General features: G+C 66.8%; 19 protein-coding genes. 8 read left to right on the top strand and 11 right to left on the bottom strand.

Annotated elements, in window-relative coordinates; genetic code table 11:
• Window positions 1–40: 40 nt before the first annotated feature.
• The 9 genes from E8P82_RS10905 to E8P82_RS10870 form a co-directional block, all read right to left on the bottom strand.
• Entirely contained in the window at window positions 41–904 is an 864-nt protein-coding gene (locus tag E8P82_RS10905; protein ID WP_136454856.1) for a DUF6707 family protein, read from the bottom strand.
• 86 nt (window positions 905–990) lie between these two features.
• Entirely contained in the window at window positions 991–1530 is a 540-nt protein-coding gene (locus tag E8P82_RS10900; RefSeq protein WP_136454855.1) for an NUDIX hydrolase family protein, read from the bottom strand.
• Window positions 1531–1616: 86 nt separating this feature from the next.
• The gene (locus E8P82_RS10895) at window positions 1617–2330 is read right to left on the bottom strand and encodes a VOC family protein (RefSeq protein WP_136454853.1); all 714 of its coding nucleotides are present in this window, start codon (window positions 2328–2330) and stop codon (window positions 1617–1619) included.
• 89 nt (window positions 2331–2419) lie between these two features.
• Complete coding sequence (locus tag E8P82_RS10890) at window positions 2420–3652, bottom strand: saccharopine dehydrogenase family protein (protein ID WP_136454851.1); 1233 nt, start codon at window positions 3650–3652, stop codon at window positions 2420–2422.
• Between the two features lie 110 nt (window positions 3653–3762).
• Window positions 3763–5319, bottom strand: a complete 1557-nt coding sequence (locus E8P82_RS10885) for a sodium:solute symporter family protein (RefSeq protein WP_136454850.1) — start codon at window positions 5317–5319, stop codon at window positions 3763–3765.
• Between the two features lie 74 nt (window positions 5320–5393).
• A complete protein-coding gene (locus E8P82_RS15405; protein ID WP_281275794.1) occupies window positions 5394–5528 on the bottom strand; it encodes a hypothetical protein in 135 nt (44 codons plus the stop codon).
• A gap of 553 nt (window positions 5529–6081) precedes the next feature.
• Complete coding sequence (locus tag E8P82_RS10880; RefSeq protein ID WP_136454848.1) at window positions 6082–6384, bottom strand: hypothetical protein; 303 nt, start codon at window positions 6382–6384, stop codon at window positions 6082–6084.
• A 112-nt stretch (window positions 6385–6496) separates the two neighbouring features.
• Complete coding sequence (locus E8P82_RS10875) at window positions 6497–7552, bottom strand: zinc-dependent alcohol dehydrogenase family protein (protein ID WP_136454847.1); 1056 nt, start codon at window positions 7550–7552, stop codon at window positions 6497–6499.
• Between the two features lie 131 nt (window positions 7553–7683).
• Complete coding sequence (locus tag E8P82_RS10870; RefSeq protein WP_136454845.1) at window positions 7684–8679, bottom strand: glycoside hydrolase family 76 protein; 996 nt, start codon at window positions 8677–8679, stop codon at window positions 7684–7686.
• A gap of 141 nt (window positions 8680–8820) precedes the next feature.
• Here E8P82_RS10870 and E8P82_RS10865 point away from each other — a divergent pair, with 141 nt between their 5' ends.
• From E8P82_RS10865 to E8P82_RS10845, 5 genes are all read left to right on the top strand, one after another.
• Entirely contained in the window at window positions 8821–9606 is a 786-nt protein-coding gene (locus tag E8P82_RS10865; protein WP_136454844.1) for a 3-hydroxyacyl-CoA dehydrogenase, read from the top strand.
• Between the two features lie 35 nt (window positions 9607–9641).
• Window positions 9642–10805 (top strand): acyl-CoA dehydrogenase family protein, encoded by a 1164-nt coding sequence (locus E8P82_RS10860; protein WP_136454842.1) that lies wholly within the window; start codon window positions 9642–9644, stop codon window positions 10803–10805.
• Between the two features lie 164 nt (window positions 10806–10969).
• Window positions 10970–11350, top strand: a complete 381-nt coding sequence (locus tag E8P82_RS10855) for a YidH family protein (protein ID WP_246021291.1) — start codon at window positions 10970–10972, stop codon at window positions 11348–11350.
• The gene (locus tag E8P82_RS10850; protein ID WP_136454838.1) at window positions 11347–11721 is read left to right on the top strand and encodes a DUF202 domain-containing protein; all 375 of its coding nucleotides are present in this window, start codon (window positions 11347–11349) and stop codon (window positions 11719–11721) included. Before E8P82_RS10855 ends, E8P82_RS10850 begins: the two co-directional genes overlap by 4 nt.
• A gap of 45 nt (window positions 11722–11766) precedes the next feature.
• Window positions 11767–12057, top strand: coding sequence for a hypothetical protein (locus E8P82_RS10845; protein WP_136454837.1), 291 nt, complete (start codon window positions 11767–11769; stop codon window positions 12055–12057).
• A 58-nt stretch (window positions 12058–12115) separates the two neighbouring features.
• Here the strand turns inward: E8P82_RS10845 and E8P82_RS10840 are convergent, their stop codons facing one another.
• Window positions 12116–12847 carry a DinB family protein gene (locus E8P82_RS10840; RefSeq protein WP_136454836.1) on the bottom strand — a complete coding sequence of 244 codons (732 nt, stop codon included), beginning with the start codon at window positions 12845–12847 and terminating at the stop codon, window positions 12116–12118.
• A 78-nt stretch (window positions 12848–12925) separates the two neighbouring features.
• On the opposite strand from E8P82_RS10840, the gene E8P82_RS10835 reads away from it, so the two are divergent.
• Genes E8P82_RS10835 through E8P82_RS10825 form a run of 3 tightly spaced genes read left to right on the top strand, consistent with a single transcriptional unit; the run spans window position 12926 to window position 14972 of the window.
• Window positions 12926–13378, top strand: a complete 453-nt coding sequence (locus E8P82_RS10835) for an AAA family ATPase (RefSeq protein WP_136454834.1) — start codon at window positions 12926–12928, stop codon at window positions 13376–13378.
• Complete coding sequence (locus tag E8P82_RS10830) at window positions 13341–13979, top strand: GNAT family N-acetyltransferase (RefSeq protein ID WP_211096860.1); 639 nt, start codon at window positions 13341–13343, stop codon at window positions 13977–13979. The genes E8P82_RS10835 and E8P82_RS10830 overlap by 38 nt, the downstream gene beginning before the upstream one ends.
• Before the next feature lie 60 nt (window positions 13980–14039).
• A complete protein-coding gene (locus tag E8P82_RS10825; RefSeq protein ID WP_136454831.1) occupies window positions 14040–14972 on the top strand; it encodes an NADP-dependent oxidoreductase in 933 nt (310 codons plus the stop codon).
• Here the strand turns inward: E8P82_RS10825 and E8P82_RS10820 are convergent.
• Window positions 14950–16347, bottom strand: coding sequence for a TspO/MBR family protein (locus tag E8P82_RS10820; RefSeq protein ID WP_136454829.1), 1398 nt, complete (start codon window positions 16345–16347; stop codon window positions 14950–14952). The genes E8P82_RS10825 and E8P82_RS10820 overlap by 23 nt on opposite strands.
• Window positions 16348–16373 lie beyond the last annotated feature (26 nt).

Raw genomic sequence — 16373 nt, 5'->3', positions numbered from 1 at the left:
CCCTATTTTGCCAGTCTTCGGACGTGTTGCCCGCCGTGGCTCAGCTCTGCTCCAGCTGGGCGTCCAGGGCACTGACGGCGGCGAGCTCCGCGGCGATGCGCCGCTCGAGCACCTCCCGGCTCAGAGTTTCCGAACCTCCGTGCGCCCGCAGATACAGCAGGACGCCGATGCGCAGGACGCGCCAGTCGCGCTCGACGTCGTGCTGACCGGCAGCGGAGGCGCGCAGGATCTCCGGGTCGTACACATTCGGCTCGTTGAGCTGGCGCTGGCGGTACAGTGCCGCGGTCTTCGCGCGCAGCGGGTCCGTCTCTGCGGCGTCGGCCGCGAGGATGGCCGCGGAGTACGCCGCCGAGCGGTCGTCGTCGTGCCGGGTGAGGTACGCCGCGATCGCAAGACCGCCCTCGATCCACTTCCACCGCCCGAAGTTGCCGTCGAAGGGCTGGGCGGCCAGCAGATCGGCGATGCTGAGGGCGGCAGCCGTATCGCCCTCGTCGACCAGCAGCGCGGTGGCGAACTGGTGCAGGTCCTGGAGATTGCTGCCGGCCTTGAGATTGATGCCCTTCGCCAGTCGCCCCGCGATCTCCTGCAGGGCGGCGTTGCCCGGGTAGGTCTGGGCGATCCGGGCCACGAGCGCTTCGGGCGAGCCCTCGTCGGCTGCGACCGCTGACGCCTCGAGCTCCGCCTCAGCGGATTCGACGTAGATCACGGATCCGGCCGCGATGGAGATGCGGCGCCCGTCCGCGAGCGTGGCGACGACGAGCGCCGCAACCCCGAAGTCGTCGTTCTCGATCCTTACCGCGGTGACCGAGGCGGTCCCTGCATTCCGGGGAAGCGCGAGGACGTCCCCCACCGCCAGCCGGTCCGCGGGAAGCGCGCGCAGTCCTGTCGTGTCCCTGTCCGCCAATCGATCCTCTCCTGATTCAGCGCTCTTCGGCGCGCCGCTCATCTCTCACCGTACGACACGCGGCCGGCTGCCGGCGTCGGGCGCCCCTACCGCGCCCAGCCGGCATGCGCCAGTGCCTGGCGCAGGAGATCGGCGCGTCCACCGGAGAACTCCGCCTGGATGGTGGGGCTGAGCGCCTCCGACGGCGTCATCCAGGACAGTTCGAGAGCGTCCTGGCGGGGATTGCACTCACCCGTCACGGGGATGAGATAGGCGAGCGCGACGGCGTGCTGGCGGTCGTCCGTCAGCCCGGTCTCCGAGGGGGACGGGAAGTACTCGGCGATGGTGAAGGGTAGGGGGGACGGCGCCAGCTGAGGCAGTGCCAGCGGCCCAAGATCCTTCTCGAGATGCCGCAGCAGCGCAGCACGGATGGTTTCCCGGTACATCACGCGGCCCGATACGAAGGTGCGCACCATCTCCCCCTGCTCATTAGCCTGCAGGAGCAGACCGACCTCGTCGACGTACCCGAGGGCGTCGAGGCGCACGGGGATCGCCTCCACGTACACCATCGGCAGGCGGCGGCGGGCCTCGTACAGATCTTCTTCGGAGAGCCAGCCCGGATTGGGGTCAGGGGTGCGTACGTTCATACCCTAGTTCTATAGCAGACCTCTTCCGGCCCGTCGACGACGCGCGGCTCTTCGGCCCGTGGCTGAATACGGCGCAGCCCGTGACGTCAGTGCTCGGTGTACCCGTGCAGATCCCGCTGCCGCTCGTTGATCCAGATCTCCGCGCCCCAGGGAGCAGGCACGCGCAGGGACCGGCCGTAGCTCTCGTCGATCACGGTGGGCTCGACGCCGGCCGTGAGGAGGCCGCCGACGCAGGCCCGGACATCGCCGTCGTACTCGAAGGCCAACTCCAGGCCGGTGCGTTCGCCGGCGTGGAGGGCGACCAGCCCGCCGTTCTTCGCGCTGAAATCGTGCCACGTGCCGGCATCAGAGCTGATGCGCGGTCTGGCACCGATGTCCTTCAGGACACGCACGGCGGACTCGAGGTCGGGCGTGTACCAGAGGGCGAGGACGGAGAGCGGGGTCGGCTCCGCCGTCGTCGCGCGTGGACCGGGATCGGCGAGGAAGGACGTCCCGTCCGGTGCCGTGATGCGGGCCGCGAGCCCGTGTCCCTCCTGCGACAGTTCAACAGCAGTCCCGGCCTCCCTGGTACGCCGCGCGAATTCGGTCACGTCGGAGACATCGAAGGCGAGCGACGTCGTTCCCTCCTCGGCGCTCCCCGGCTCGCAGGCTTGGAGGGCGACGCGACCGCTCCCGGCGTCGAACACCGCGTAGGCGTCGGTCGGTTCCGGGTCGACGGCGGGGCTGAGCCCCAGCGCGAGCAGGAACGCGCTCGCGCTGGGCAGATCGGAGGTGTACACGAGCGGGCGGACGCGGAGCATCAGTTCTCCTTCAGGTAGGCGCGAAGGGCCTGCTCCACGAATGCGGACAGGCTCAGGGCTTCGTCGATACTCGTCCCGGCAGAGGATCCTCAGGAGAGCCTGGTGACCTCGTAGGTGTGGCCGGCAGCTCGTAGCCGTTCCACGAGCACGTCGCCGAGCGCCGAGGCCGGCGTCAGCGATCCGCTCACGGCCGGGAGGCGGTCGCCGTCGAGCGCCAGGGCGAGTGCGGTTTCACCTGCCATCACCGCGGTCGCGGCATAGCCCGGATCTCCCGGTCCCTTCGCGGTGGCCTGGTAGCGGTGACCTCTTCCGGTCTGAGCAGTCGCCGTGGAGCGGAACCATCCTGTGCTCTGCGCGTGGACACTCGGACCCTTGCCCGGAGCAGGGAGGAGGCGATCGAGTACGCGCCGCGTCGCGGGGACTGCCATGGCCCCCATGAAAAGCTTCAGTCCCACGGCAACGACGCCGGCGACCACGGCTCCTGCCGGTCCGCGGGAGATACCCATCGCTTCGGAGTACCGGAGCGAGCGGCCGTAGGCCCAGCCCTGCAGGGCATTGCTCCGGCGCACTATTCGGGTATTGCCTGCGGCCATCACGAAGGGTGCCGTCCACAGGCCGTTGGCCGAGCGACTCACGGGGCCGTAATCCGCGGGCTGTGACGTGGCCGGTTCCTCGGCGCGGTCCGGGCTGAGGGCATAGGGGTCGCCGGCCAGTGACTTCAGCGCAGGGTCCAGGCGTGCACCGTCGAGTTGGCCCCGCATCGAGTCGATCGTGCCTCCGCTGACGCCGCCCTTCGCCGTCGCGACGAGCTGTACCTCCGTCAGAGGGCCGGCGTCGTCGGCCTCCGCAGCCTGGTGGAGGAGGAGGACCGCGAGATCCGAGGGTACGGAGTCGTAGCCGCACGCGTGCACGATGCGGGCACCGGTCTCTCTGGCGAGGGCGTCGCAGCGGTCGATGGCCTCACGGACGAAGGACACCTCGCCCGTCAGATCGCCGTAGTGGGTGCCGGCCCGGGCGCACGCCTCGACGACGGGCAGCCCGTACTTCACGTACGGGCCCACGGTGGTGAAGAGCACCCGCGTGCTCTCTGCGAGGTCGGCGAGGGAACCGGGGTGCTCGGAGTCCGCCTCGATGATGGGCCACTCGCGTGCAGCCTCCGGCAAACGGGACCGAACGGCCTCGAGCTTGCTTCTCGATCGACCTGCGATTCCGACGCGCAGACCGGCAGGGGCGTGTTCCGCGACGTATGCGGTGATCAGTTCCCCGACGAATCCGGTTGCTCCGTAGATGACGAGATCGTGATCGCGCGTCGTGTTCTCCATACGAGCAGTCTGTCACTGCGGTGCTCGAGGAGCGACCGGGACCGAACCACCCGGCTACGCCACGGCAGGAAGACGGGCGGTGCCCCTTCGGCAGAAGGAGCACCGCCGGGTCAGACGCTTCTGACCTCTACAGCCTCAGATTGTTGTGCGGGGTTCAACTTCAGGACACGCTCGACCGCCACCTTCGTCGATTCACTGATCTCCGCCTCGAAGAAGGGCTCATATGACTCGAGCGGTGGCGGTTTCGTGGCGTAGACCGCGATCAGGCAGGCTACAGCTGATGCCGATACGGCTACAACGAAGGGAACGGGCACATCCGCAGCAGTCGCGATGATGAACGCGACGAATCCGACGATGATGCTCGCGTAGGCGCCTGCCCTGTTCATCCTCTTCCAGTACAGCCCGAGGAAAACAGTCAGCGAGAACGTCGCCCCGAAGCCTCCGTAGACGTAGGTGAATCCCATGGCCAGGAACCACAGCGGATCGATCGCGAGAACCACGGCTATCACCGCGACGACGAAGACAATGAATCGCAGCCAGTTCTTGAGGGCCCTGTCGCTGACGGTTCTACCGAACAAATTCAGGTAGACGTCGTAGTACAGCGAAGTGGAGCAGGTCAGCAGCATCGAGTTGCCCGTCGAGACCGCCGCGGCGCAAATGGCAACCAGTGTCAGAGCTGCCACGAGGACCGGCGTGTGCTCCTGCAGGAGCAAGGGGATGACATAGTCCGTCGCGACTCCTTCCGGCAGGCTGGGGATCAACGCCTTGGCCCCCAGTCCCATGACGATCAGCGGGAGCCAGATGACGAGCAGCACCACGACATTCGCCATGATCTGCAGGACCGCGACTTTGACATTCATCGGAGCCAGCATCCTGGCAACCCAGTGCGGCGATGACGGGGTACCGAGTGAGTTCGAGATGAAGATCGACAGCAGAGCTGCACTACCGAATGACCCGGTCGGGGTGAGCAGAACGCCCGGGTCCAGCGCCGGACCACCCTCGTTGATCGGAGCGGTCGTCACCGCCAGCGTGTCCAGGATGTTCCCCAGACCCCCAGTGGACAGGAGGACCGTGACTGCGGCGGCGATGCACCCGATCGCGATGACGGCTGCGTTCAGTGTGTCGGTGGTTGCGACGGACCAGAAGCCGCCGACGTTCGTGATCACGATGAAGATGAGAAAGCCGAAGATGGCGACCTTGTAATCGACACCTGTGATCGACGAGAAGACGATCCCGAAGCCGGTTGCCTGGATGTTGACCAGAAAAAGGTAGCCGATGAACATGACGACGCCGATGAGCGCCTGGAGAAAACTTCTCCTCGCGAACATGTCGTAGCGCATACGGACGAACTCAGGGAACGTTCGAGCAGGATTGGCTGGTCGTCGGATCTTGTATCCGACGATGGGAATCAGGGCGCCGCCGAAGATCCACCCGGCCATCCAGCCGATGATCGCTGCCGCGCCGTCGCTGTACAGGAACGCGGGAATGCCCAGCACCGAAGCCACGCTCACCCAGGTGGCCGTCGTCGTCCCGGTTCCGAGGAGCAACCCCATCCGGTGACCACCGGCAGTGAAATCACTTGCTGATTCCGCCATCTTCAGGCTTTTGACATTCGTCCAGATCAGGAATGCCGCATACAACGCCATGGCGCCTATGTACCACTGCATTATATTGTGCTCCTTCGTAGGGACCCCGATCGGACTTTCACGTGTCAGCTGTGGATCGGTTGCGTTGCTTTGGACTATTTGTAGGTGAACAGGCGTCCCGTGGCGCCCCAGCGTTTCACTCCCGACTTCTCTATCCTCCAGAGGAGGAAGAGACCGAGTGCCCAGGTGAAGATGACCGCTCCCAGGTACCACAGCAGTGCGATCAACATGGTGAACTCCTTTCGGTTCGTCTGCCGTCGACGTGAATGGTCGTGGTGTCGTACGTGAACGCTGCGGGCGTCATCTCACTTCGCGCGAAGAGGCGTCGGAGCACAGTTGTGCCGACACGATGAGCCAGGCGTTGATCGGTAGGTCAGTCAGAGGGTGCGGGGCCGAGGCGAATGCAGCAGCTCTCGAGCTCCGACCACCTGCCATACGGGGTACGGGTGATTTTCATGGACCCCAGGACGCATCGGGTGCTGGGTCCGAACAATCAGTGCAGGCATAGCCACTCTCCATCGGTCTGGCAGTAGCACCCTGTCCGAGCATGCCGCTCAGAGGGGTTGCTGCGGCGTCATCGATCCAGATCTCTCGGCCGCTCGGGATGGTCGTACATCACTAAACAGCGGCTGTTTCCCGCCCGCAACCTTCTGCGCGGACATTACGGCGCATGACACGCGGCGCGCGCCGTCGAACGCCCCACGGGATGCGCGATTCACGCGTGGCAGTCACGTATGGCTGCCACGCGGACTCGCCGCCGCCAAGAGCTACGTCAGCACACTGTCATTCGGCGTCGCGGACTCTGGCTGCGACGTGGTCCGGCCAGTCATCACTCGAGCCGTCTGGTTCATAGATGCCCGCAACAAAACCTCGGACCTCGGCGATGAGTTCATCCCTGGTCATACGGCCTACAGAATCGGGGGTGATTCCTCCAGTGCCGACCGCGGAACGACCGACCGTGAAACCATAGGTTCCCTCCATCGGCCCATTGAGCCACGTGAAGTCGCAACTGAGTGCGCCACCGGGTTGCCGTCTCTCGCTGATGCGGAACAGCTCATGATCGATGGCGACATCGAAGGGATCCATCCTGCGATCGTAGAGCTGACTACGCCCGGCGCCGTACCAGCACTTCCCTGTACCGCCCTACGCTGTTGCTGCGACGCAATGACACCAAGGCCATGCTCGCGCTTGTCACCGATCAGCGGCTGATCGCGAGCTTCATCGCCTTCGTTTCGGCAGCCCGCCCGAACGTGTCGTAGGCGTCCATGAAGTCGTCGAGCTTGAATCGGTGGGTGACGAACTGCTCGGGGCTGAGCTTGCCCTGAGCGACCAGTTTGAGGAGCATCGGGGTGGTCGTCGCCGAGACGAGGCCGGTGGTGATGGCGATGTCCTTGATCCAGAGGTCCTGGAGGGGCAGGTCGACCGAGGTGCCATGCACGCCGAGGTTGGCGACCGTACCTCCGGGACGGATGATGTCCACGGCAGCGGTGAAGGTTGCCGGGATGCCAACGGCCTCCATCGAGGTGTCCACGCCGAGGCCGTCAGTCATCGCCATGACCTGCTCCTTCCAGTCCGCTGCGCCGTTGTTCACGACGTCGGTGGCGCCGAAGCGTTTGGCCTGCTCGAGACGATTGTCGTCGAGGTCGATCGCGATGACCCGTGAGGCTCCATAGAGGCCCGCCGTCATGATCGTAGACAGGCCCACTGGACCGGCGCCGATGACGGCGACGACGTCGCCCGGTTTCACACGCCCGTTGCGCACGCCGATCTCGAATCCGGTGGGCAGGATGTCGGAGAGCATGATGCCCGCCTCGTCGCTCACTCCCTCGGGGAGTTTGTGCAGTGAGTTCTCGGCGAACGGAACGCGTGTGTACTCGGCTTGCGTGCCATCGATGAGGTGACCGAAGATCCAGCCGACACCCTCTGCGCCTTCCGGGGACAGGCAGTGGGAGGGTAGTCGCTGCTGGCAGTACGAGCATGAACCACACGCTGAGACGCAGGAGATGATGACGCGGTCACCCACGGCGAGCTGGTTCACGGCGGAGCCGATCTCGGTGATGGTCCCCACTCCCTCGTGCCCGAGGATGCGGCCGTCGGTCACCGCGGGGACGTCCCCCTTGAGGATGTGGAGATCGGTGCCGCAGATGGTCGTGGTGTCGATCCGGACAATGACGTCGGTTGCATCGATGATCCTGGGGTCGGGCACGTCTTCCCATGCCTTCTTGCCGGGGCCGTGGTACACGAGTGCTTTCATGGGGAACCTCCTGAGATCGGTAACGCTCTTGCTCGGCGTCCCCCTCGGATGTCACGGGAGACCTACGCTACAGGTGCCCCCATGCGACTGCCAGAGTGCGAGCTCGTGAATCGATGGTCCTGATGGTTTCTCTAGCGCGAGGCCCGCTCCGCCTCGAGGGTCATCCATGCCTGGAGCTGCGAGGATAGGCTGACCGCACCGCCCTGCGGGGGAGGGAAGAGAAGTCCCTCCCGATCGAGCTGCGTGCGCCCGTTCCAGATATGCGCCGCCGTCGCCTCGAGCAGGTTGCGAGCAGTCGACGACGCCGACTGGTCGATCCCCGCCACAACGGCCTGCGCCAGATACCGACAGAGAATCCCCGTGAAGAGACCGCCGTCGCCCCTGGCATCCAGCGGCAGCACGCCGTCGTCGTCGGCCATGCCGCGCGCGATCGACCGGACGAGGTCACCCGCCTGTCGTAGATCAGTGCGACCGCCGACGGCGATCAACGCGCCGAGCACTGTGCCCTGGTTGTAGGTGTGCAGTGTGGTCTCCACGGAGCCGTCGGTCCTGACGCCGTCGAGGTAGAGCCCGCTGCCGGTGTCGAACAGGTGCTCCCTCAGCCAGTCGAGCAGTTCCTGTGCCCGCTCGCTCTCCCCGGCCCGCGCGAAGAAGAGCGCTGCCGGGGCGGTGCTGGGCGTGTTCTTGAAGTCCCGGCTGGTGTTCCAGAACACCCCGCCGCCCAGATCCTGGGTGTGCGCCGAGCGGAGTGCGTCACCGAGGATCCGCACGGGACGGCGTGGCGTTGATCGCCCCTCGACCTCATCGAGGCGCTGCAGTGCCAGCGCAAGCCAGGCCATGTCGTCGTAGTAGGCGTTGCGCCACCGCGCGCCGTTGCGCAGCCAGATTCCTCGCGCCAGCTTCCGCGCCTCGGACAGTGCGTTACCCGAGGGATCGCGGAGATGTTCATCGATGAGGCAGTCGAGGAAGTGCGCCTGCCACCAGTAGTGCCACTGACCACATGGGAAGCCGGAGGACGGAAAGGCGACGGCACCTATCCTCGTCATCGGTAGACAGAGCACGCGGCGGGAGAACAGTTCTCGCACACTCCTCGCCGCGTCAGCGGCCGCTCCGTCGGGAATGCGCATCTGACCACCCTAGCCACAGCGCCGAGCCGTCGAATTGGGCATCCTGCGCAACGGAGTATCGTGCGGGTGCGCAGTGGGCCACGTCACAGTACGCTGGGCGCGTGGGCAGGCCAACGGCGGTCCTCACGGGAAGGAACAGGAATGGACATCAGCGGAGCGGTGGCCCTCGTCACCGGCGGAGCATCCGGACTCGGTCTCGCCACGGCGCACAGACTGCTCGACGACGGCGCCTCGGTGGTCCTGGTCGATCTCCCGCAGTCGGCGGGTCAGGACACCGCGGCTGAGCTGGACCCCTCGGGCGAGCGCGTGCGCTTCGTGGCCGCCGAAGTCGCCGATCCTGAGCAGGTGCAGACAGCGGTCGACGCCGCCACCGGACTCGGTCCGCTGCGGATCGTGGTCAACTGCGCAGGGATAGCGACGCCCGGAAAGATCCTCGGACGTGACGGTGTGCTGCCCCTCGAGCAGTTCTCCCGCGTCATCACCGTCAATCTCCTCGGCACCTTCAACGTCATCCGGCTGGCCGCCGAAGCCATGGCCCGCACGGAGCTCGTGAGCGGGCTCGGCGGCTCCGACGAGCGCGGCGTCATCATCAACACCGCATCCGTCGCCGCATTCGACGGCCAGATCGGCCAGGCCGCGTACTCCGCCTCGAAGGGCGGTGTCGCTGCCATGACCCTGCCGATAGCGCGCGAACTGGCCCGCTCGCTCATCCGCGTGGTCACGATCGCCCCGGGCATCTTCGAGACACCGATGATGTCCTCCCTGCCGCAGGCGGCTCAGGACTCCCTCGGCGCCCAGGTGCCGCACCCCTCCCGCCTCGGCAAACCCGTCGAGTACGCGGCGCTCGCCGCGCACATCGTGGAGAACCAGATGCTCAACGGGGAGACCATCCGGCTCGACGGAGCCATCCGCATGGCGCCGAAGTGATCGCCGCCACCGGTCCCGATCGAAAGGACGGCTCCATGGAGAGCCAGCTACCCACCGCGGACTTCCTCGGCTTCGAATCCCTTCTCGCCGCCCACGAGCGGGAGAAGCTGCAGGACGTCCGTGACTTCCTCGCCAAGGAGGTCTCCCCGCGCGCCACCGAGTGGTGGAACCGCGCCGAGTTCCCGCACGCGCTTCTGCCCGAACTGGCGGGCCTCCAGCTCAGTACGCCCCTCCAGCAGGGCTACAGCCATTTGTTCAGTGGTCTCGTCATCGCGGAGATGACGCGTGCGGATACGTCCATAGCCACCTTCTTCATGGTCCATCACGATCTCTTCGTCCAGGCGCTGCACAGCTTCGGCAACGAGGAGCAGAAGGCCAGGCTGCTGCAGGACGCCATGGACCTGCGCATCACCGGCGCCTTCGCGCTGACGGAGCCCCTGCACGGATCCGACGTGGCCGGTGGCATGACCACCACGGCCACCCGGGACGGCGACACGTGGATCATCAACGGCGCGAAGCGGTGGATCGGCAACGGCACCTTCTGCGACTACATGCTCCTGTGGGCGCGGGACACCGAGACCGGTGGTGTGCGCGGCTTCATCCTCGACGCCACCCTGCCCGGCGTCACCCGGACCGCCATCGCCAACAAGACGGCGCTGCGGACCGTGCAGAACGCCGACATCACGCTCACCGACGTGATGGTTCCCGACGCCGACCGGTTCGCCGGGGTCGATTCGTTCGACGACACCCGTCAGCTCCTGCTCGGCTCACGCATCCTCGTCGGCTGGCAGGCCGTGGGACAGCAGTTGGCAGCGTTCGACGTCGCCCGGCAGTACGCGCTGGAGCGCCACCAGTTCGGCCGTCCGATCGCGGGCTTCCAGCTGGTGCAGGACCAACTCGTGACCATGATGGGCAATACGACGGCGAGTCTGGCCGTCATGGCGCGGGTCGCCGATCTGCAGGCGCAGGGCGCCTCCGACATGGCGCAGGCTGCGTTCGCCAAGTCCTTCACCACCGCGCGCATGCGGGAGACCGTCGCGCTCGGACGGGGCATCCTCGGCGGCAACGGCATTGTGACGGACTACGGTATGGCCAAGGTCTTCGCGGACGCCGAGGCGGTCTACACGTACGAGGGCTCCTACGAGATCAATGCCCTCATCGTGGGGCGGGCGCTGACGGGCATCTCCGCGTTCACCTGACGGCGCCTGTCTGCGCATCTGCCGATGACGGCGGAATGCCCGTCACGGCGAGCATCGGGACCTACGATGGGCGCGTGAGATCTTCCCGCGGTGAGGCCGACCGACCCGACCAGCCCGGTGACGACGACGCCCTTCCCGCCGTCGCGGGGACGCCCGAGCAACCCATCGCTGATCGGGAGCGCCGGCACTCCCGATCTGCACGGCTCCTCGGCGGCGGGATCGAGCCCGATCCCCGCTTCACCCTGGCGAACGAACGGACATTTCTGGCCTGGATTCGGACGGCGCTGGCGCTGCTCGCCGGCGGGATCGCCGTCGAGGCCTTTACCCCGGACACCTTCATCCCGCCGGTCCGCGCGGCGCTCGCCGTCGTCCTGCTGGTGCTGGCGCTCCTGCTCGCCGTTTCGGCAGGAGTCCGGTGGTTGAGGGTGGAGCGGGCCATGCGTCGGCAGGCGCCTCTTCCCCTGCCGCTGCTGGTCCCGGTCCTGGCAGTGGGCGGTGCCCTCGTCGCCGCGGCCGTGCTCGTCGGCGTCCTCATCGGGCGATGAACGCGCACGTCGGTTCCCGAGGGGCAAGTGCTGGGGGGCCACCTCCGGGCGGTCCCGCCGATCCCGGCCTGCAGCCCGAACGTACGTCACTGGCCTGGAACCGCACTCTGCTCGCCCTGGTCCTGTCCGGAGCCCTGTTCCTCCGCTGGGTCCCGCTGCACGGATGGTTCCCGCTCGTGCTCAGCGCGCTGACCGTGGGCACCGCGTTCGTCATCGCCGTCGGTCAGGCGCGCCGGTATCGGCGCGGTGTACGGGGTATGAGCTCCGGACACATCGGTGCCGACGTCGTCGGTGTCGCCTGGATGGCGGGCGCTGTCGCGCTGGTCAGTGTGCTGGCACTGGTCGTCGTCGTCGCACTGCCGCTGCGCTGAGGTGGAAGGTGCCTGTCGGCCGGAGCGCAGCTGTAGTCTCGCTCCATGAGTGATGAGAGCTCTGCCAGGAGGGTGCACGCGACGACGAACCGCGGGAGCTTCCGCCTGCTGTTCATGACTTGGTCTGTATTGACCGCCCTTCAACTGTTCGCTGTCATGATCAATGTCTTGGGCGGGCAGGACTGGGCTTTCGCGGAGTACCTCAACGTGTTCATGGTGGTCTTGGGCTTCGCCGTGCTCGGCTACCTGGTCCAGCTGCGTCGTCGTGACGAGCACCTCTGGAGAGAGGACGAGGAACGACGAGCTGACTGGGATCGACGCGGCCGGGCACTTTAGCTTCGAAGGGCTACCCAGGAGACGTCGTCGGTGTATGTCGTCCACCGGCCACTGCGGATCACCGGAGAAGGGCGAGGTCCCGCCGGATGTAGCGCAGGTGCGCCCATTCCTCCTCCAGGATCACGCGGATGCAGTCGCCGACGCTGGGACGCCATTCACCGCCGCCCCACGGGTTCTCGCGTTCCTCTGCGAGCAGTTCCGCCGTGACGGTGGACAGGAAGTCGGTCACCTGCTGTTGCCGCTCAGCCCGTACCGTGAGAATTTCCTCATACGACGGCGGATCCAGCCGGAAGATCGACACGTCGAAGCCCATGTCCTCGGCGCCGGTGAAAATCAGCCCGATCTCGTGGAACGGTTGCGCCATCTGCTGGATCCCACAGCGCAGCCAGCCGTCCGACGCCAGGACGAGATGCCGCAGCGTCTGGGCCAGCGACCACTCGTCCTCGACATGGACGTCCACCAGCTCACGCGGAGTGTCCACCACCGTCTCCTGCCACGCGGCTTGTGCAACAACCCAGGCCTCACGCAGGCCCTCGGGCGTCTGCGCGTTCTGCAGCTCGCGTCCCGGGAACTGCCGATTGAGCTCGGCGTCCACGAGCGGCACCACGTCGACGCCGTTGACGACGAGGCTGCCGAAGAACAGATCGTGACTGTCGATGTCGAGTCCGTCCACGTCGACACCACGCATGCTCACACCACTGGCATCGGAGAACCGGAGCGTCGCGCCCTTGAAGCTCGCGTTGACGAAGGTTGCGCCTTCGAATTCCTTCGTCCCGGAGTAGGTCGTCATCGCACCATTATCAGCACCGTGACGGACACTTCAAGCGTGACGTGCTTCCGTCATCAGGTACCTCGTTAGGGTGGCTCCATGTCCCGAATCCTGATCACCGGTATGTCAGGCGCAGGAAAGACCACGCTGCTGCATGAGCTCTCCCGGCGGGGCCACCGAACTATCGACACCGACTACGACGGCTGGACGCTGCCTGACGGCACATGGGATGAGGCGCGCATGTCCGCGCTTCTCGCGTCCACTCCGTCGCTGGTCCTCCAGGGCACCGTGGAGAATCAGGGGCGCTTCTACGGCGACTTCGCGGCCGTCGTCCTCCTCAGCGCCCCGGTGGACGTCCTCATCGAGCGCGTCTCGAGCCGTACGAACAACCCCTACGGGAGAGCAGCAGAAGAGCAACTGGTGATCCGTCGGCAGGTCCTCGACGTCGAACCGCTGCTGCGCAAGGGTGCGACCCTCGAGCTCGATGGTCGCCGACCGGTCTCAGAGCTGGCAGATGAAGTCGAACGTCTCATCAGCTCCAACGAGGCGTGACGACGCGAACCGGCTGGGCGCATGGGCCGAGGATCCACCCTCATCGGTGTACCTCCAGTACTGTGCCATCATGGCGATCGACGAGGCACACGTGCGGTTGGTTGCCGTCGACGAGGACGTACTCGAACGCCTGGTGCAGGCCGCGACGACGGGTGCCGCGGCCGATGACGTAACTCCTCCACTGACTCGCGGTGACGCCTGGACACCGATGCGGATCGCCTGGCTGAAGGACTTTCACCGTTCCCGTCGGGCGGGTTTGGGCGGTCCAGCTGCAGAGGCCACGTGGGCAGTTCTGTTCGAGCAGCGCGTCGTCGGTTCTGTGCGCCTTCTGCGAGCAGACCGCTCCAGGCAGGTGGAGGCCGGAGTCTGGCTGATCGGGGAGGTTCGAGGTCGTGGCGTCGGACAAGCTGCGACGGCGGCAGTGCTGCGTGAGGCCGCAGCACGGGGCGCCACGCCGGTCATGGCGCACACCACCGCGAACAATGCCGGTGCATTGGCGGTGCTGGAACGTCTCGGCTTCGAGCTGAGGGCGGGTGACGCTCGAGGGGCTGTCGATGCCTTGCTTTTCCTCGATCGAGATCTGGGTCTGCACCCGGAATAGGGGCCGACGACCACCGGTTGCCGACGACGAGACGATCAGCGATCCACGAGAAGGAGTACCATGAAGGCCATTTTCTACGACAAGTTCGGCGGTCCCGAGGTTCTGCAGTACGGGGAGCAGCCCGATCCGAAGATCGGACCTGACTCCGTGCTCGTCGACGTCCGCGCGTCATCGGTGAACCCCGCCGACTGGAAGATCATGGCCGGCTACCTCGACGGGGCGCTGAACACCTACTTCCCGGCGATCCCCGGCTGGGACGTGGCCGGCGTCGTCGTCGAGCCCGGCCCGTCGGTGACGGAGTTCCAGGCGGGGGACGAGGTGATCGGCTATGCGCGCATGGACACCGTGGGCCTGGGCACCTTCGCCGAGAAGGTGGCAGCCCCCGTGCGGGCGCTCGCGCGCAAGCCACGCAACGTCTCTTGGGCCGAAGCAGGCACCATGCCGTTGACCGGGCTGACGGCCTACCAGTCACTCCGCGCTGTCGGGGTGGGCGAGGGCGACGTCGTCCTGCTGCACAACGGTGCCGGAGGCGTGGGCACCTACGCCATCCAGATCGCGAAGGCCTGGGGCGCGCGGGTGATCGCCACAGCATCCGAGAAGAATCACGACTTCCTGCGGTCGCTCGGCGCCGAGCCGCTCTCCTACGGTGAGGGACTCTCCGGGCGCCTGACCGACGTGGTCCCCGAGGGGATCGATGCGATCGTCGACTTCGTGGGCGGCGAGGACTGGGTGGCCACCGTCGCGCAGCTGAAGGTACCGGGACGGATCGCCTCGGTGGCCGACGTGGAGGTGAAGGACAGGGGAGGCCGCTACATCTTCGTGCGTCCGAACCCGGCCGACCTGCTCGCACTCACCGAACTGGTGGAGGCAGAGAGGGTGAAGCCTGTCCTTGCGGGCGTCTTCCCCCTGGAGCGGGCGGCGGAGGCCTTCCGCAGCAACATCGATGGCCACGCACCCGGCAAGATCGCCATCACGGTCGGTGGTGCGAGCTAGGCCTCGTGCTCCCGTGTTCGGGAGACTGCCGATCCTGATGCAGGCTCCCCCGGTCGTCGGCGAGCAGGTTGAGCGGCTCGCGCTGCGCATCCTGCTGCGCACGCAGCCGCCGGCGGTACGCGTGATCCACGCGGTGCCGACGTGATCCGGCGGTGATGATCAGGAGGAAAGCTGCCAAAGTGGCCGCAAACGCCACCTCGATCGCTTCCGGGTCCCCGAGGAGGCGCTCGACGGCGATCCACACCAGCCCCCAGGACGTCGCGGCAGCCACGGCGAGGCGGCCGCGGTCCGTCGAGCAGACGATGGCTGCCGTGATCAGCACTGCGGTGATGCCCACGATGGCCCAGGTGGTGCCCTCCCAGCCGAAGAGATCCGCGTTCCTCGACGTGAGGAAGGCGGCTGCGTTTGCTGCAGCAGCCAGCAGGATCCAGCCGAAGTAGAGCCCGATCGGCGTCTCGACCAGCGCACCCTCGACCCGCGTGGCGTTCGGGAAGGCATTCAGTGTACGGATGGCTGCGAGCAGGGTGACGAAGAGCAGCATGATGATGATCAGGCTCAGCGTCAGCAGCCCGGCCTGGGCGCTGAGGATCCACGCGAGATTCAGCAGCATCGATGCGGCAACGATCCAGCCCAGCAGCCTCTGGCGCGGCGTCCGACGCTGTGAGGGCAACCACTGGAACGCGGTGTACGCAACGAGACCGACGTAGATCACGCTCCAGATGGAGAAGGCCGTAGAGGACGGCGCCAGCAGGGTTGCATCCGGTGAGAACAGACCCCCTGCAGCTTCCGCGATGGACGGACCGCCGAAGACGCCGACGCCGGCCGCCGACCCGAGAATGCAGGCGATGGCGCACAGCGTCACGACCGACTGCCGGACGACGTCCCTGTCCCACGAGCGGGCACGCTGAGCGGCGGCGCGGCTACCCCGGCGAACAGCCTCACTGGTGACTCGGCTGCCTCTGCCGATGGCTTGACCGGTGGCGCGACTGCTGCGGGCAACGGCCAGACCGGTGGTCCCTGCTGCGATGCGGGTCTTCTCCACCGCAGCTCGACGCCGGTCTGCCCCAGCCTGCGGGCGGTCCACCGCAGCTCTCCCGGATGCCTCGCTCGTCGCCGAAGCCTTCCCGTTGCTCACGTCGGCGTCGGCCTCGTCGTCGGCACCTGCCAGGGACGTCCTGGGGCGCTCGGCACGATCGGATCCGACGGCGGCAGTGGTTCCCTCGGCGGCGGCGGACGCATCGGAGCCGGCTGTCCTCGGTCGCGCTGCCTTCAGGCGTTCGAGGACATTGGAGGTATCGGAGGCGGGAACCGATTCCGTCGTCGTCCTGTCCGGCGTGTCAGGGAGCTCCGTTTCCTGGCTCTTCGGGGTGCTCATGCGCTCGTACGGCCTTCCGGTGTTCC

It is taken from the genome of Arthrobacter echini (genome assembly GCF_004803505.1).
In the GTDB taxonomy this organism is placed as follows: Bacteria; Actinomycetota; Actinomycetes; order Actinomycetales; family Micrococcaceae; genus Arthrobacter_D; species Arthrobacter_D echini.
This window is presented reverse-complemented; position numbering and strand designations above follow the sequence as displayed.

What these genes read in the sequence shown, in the direction of transcription:
- E8P82_RS10900 (WP_136454855.1), bottom strand. Translation starts at nt 1,530, where the DNA reads ATGAACGTACGCACCCCTGACCCCAATCCGGGCTGGCTCTCCGAAGAA.
- E8P82_RS10895 (WP_136454853.1), bottom strand. Translation starts at nt 2,330, where the DNA reads ATGCTCCGCGTCCGCCCGCTCGTGTACACCTCCGATCTGCCCAGCGCG.
- E8P82_RS10890 (WP_136454851.1), bottom strand. Translation starts at nt 3,652, where the DNA reads ATGGAGAACACGACGCGCGATCACGATCTCGTCATCTACGGAGCAACC.
- E8P82_RS10885 (WP_136454850.1), bottom strand. Translation starts at nt 5,319, where the DNA reads ATGCAGTGGTACATAGGCGCCATGGCGTTGTATGCGGCATTCCTGATC.
- E8P82_RS15405 (WP_281275794.1), bottom strand. Translation starts at nt 5,528, where the DNA reads ATGTTGATCGCACTGCTGTGGTACCTGGGAGCGGTCATCTTCACCTGG.
- E8P82_RS10880 (WP_136454848.1), bottom strand. Translation starts at nt 6,384, where the DNA reads ATGGATCCCTTCGATGTCGCCATCGATCATGAGCTGTTCCGCATCAGC.
- E8P82_RS10875 (WP_136454847.1), bottom strand. Translation starts at nt 7,552, where the DNA reads ATGAAAGCACTCGTGTACCACGGCCCCGGCAAGAAGGCATGGGAAGAC.
- E8P82_RS10870 (WP_136454845.1), bottom strand. Translation starts at nt 8,679, where the DNA reads ATGCGCATTCCCGACGGAGCGGCCGCTGACGCGGCGAGGAGTGTGCGA.
- E8P82_RS10865 (WP_136454844.1), top strand. Translation starts at nt 8,821, where the DNA reads ATGGACATCAGCGGAGCGGTGGCCCTCGTCACCGGCGGAGCATCCGGA.
- E8P82_RS10860 (WP_136454842.1), top strand. Translation starts at nt 9,642, where the DNA reads ATGGAGAGCCAGCTACCCACCGCGGACTTCCTCGGCTTCGAATCCCTT.
- E8P82_RS10850 (WP_136454838.1), top strand. Translation starts at nt 11,347, where the DNA reads ATGAACGCGCACGTCGGTTCCCGAGGGGCAAGTGCTGGGGGGCCACCT.
- E8P82_RS10845 (WP_136454837.1), top strand. Translation starts at nt 11,767, where the DNA reads ATGAGTGATGAGAGCTCTGCCAGGAGGGTGCACGCGACGACGAACCGC.
- E8P82_RS10840 (WP_136454836.1), bottom strand. Translation starts at nt 12,847, where the DNA reads ATGACGACCTACTCCGGGACGAAGGAATTCGAAGGCGCAACCTTCGTC.
- E8P82_RS10835 (WP_136454834.1), top strand. Translation starts at nt 12,926, where the DNA reads ATGTCCCGAATCCTGATCACCGGTATGTCAGGCGCAGGAAAGACCACG.
- E8P82_RS10830 (WP_211096860.1), top strand. Translation starts at nt 13,341, where the DNA reads ATGAAGTCGAACGTCTCATCAGCTCCAACGAGGCGTGACGACGCGAAC.
- E8P82_RS10825 (WP_136454831.1), top strand. Translation starts at nt 14,040, where the DNA reads ATGAAGGCCATTTTCTACGACAAGTTCGGCGGTCCCGAGGTTCTGCAG.
- E8P82_RS10820 (WP_136454829.1), bottom strand. Translation starts at nt 16,347, where the DNA reads ATGAGCACCCCGAAGAGCCAGGAAACGGAGCTCCCTGACACGCCGGAC.